Source organism: Neisseria sp. P0021.S006 (assembly GCF_051956895.1).
The window spans coordinates 1-578 of sequence record NZ_JBQCWZ010000924.1 but is presented as its reverse complement, the minus strand read 5'-3'; the positions used below and the strand labels follow the sequence as shown (position 1 = coordinate 578).

General features: G+C 56.6%; 1 protein-coding gene. It reads left to right on the top strand.

Features of this window, described 5'->3' with window-relative positions; all coding sequences use genetic code 11:
- Window positions 1-578, top strand: a 578-nt coding sequence (gene bioH, locus ACTHUM_RS17925; RefSeq protein WP_440403680.1) for a pimeloyl-ACP methyl ester esterase BioH, incomplete at both ends; no start/stop codon positions are given.

Genomic DNA, 578 nt, shown 5'->3' with positions numbered 1-578 from the left:
TGATTTGCCCGGACACGGCGATGCGCCTTTTACCGAGCCGTTTGATATTGCCGCCGTTGCCGAAGCCTTCGCCGGACAAATCGACACGCCGGCACACATTCTCGGCTGGTCGCTGGGCGGACTGGTTGCCCTGTATCTGACCGCGCTTTATCCCGACAAAATCCAATCGCTCTGCCTGACGGCAAGTTTTGCCCGATTGACTGCCGACACGGATTATCCCGAAGGCTTGGCGCAACCTGCCTTGGGCAAGATGGTCGGCGCATTTCAGCAGGATTATGCCAAACATATTAAACAGTTTCTACAACTGCAACTGCTGCATACGCCGCATTCAGGCGAAATCTTAAACCGGGTATTGCCCGATTTGGCGCGCTGTGGCACGCCCTCCGCCTTACAGGCCGCGCTTGAAGCGGTCAACCATGCCGATGCGCGTCCGCTGTTGTCGCTGATTCAAACGCCGTCATTGCTGGTGTTTGGACAGAAAGACGCCATCACGCCGCCGCGCATGGGCGAATATTTACACCGCTATTTGAGCAACAGCGAGCTGGTCCTTATTGACAAAGCCGCACACGCGCCCTTTT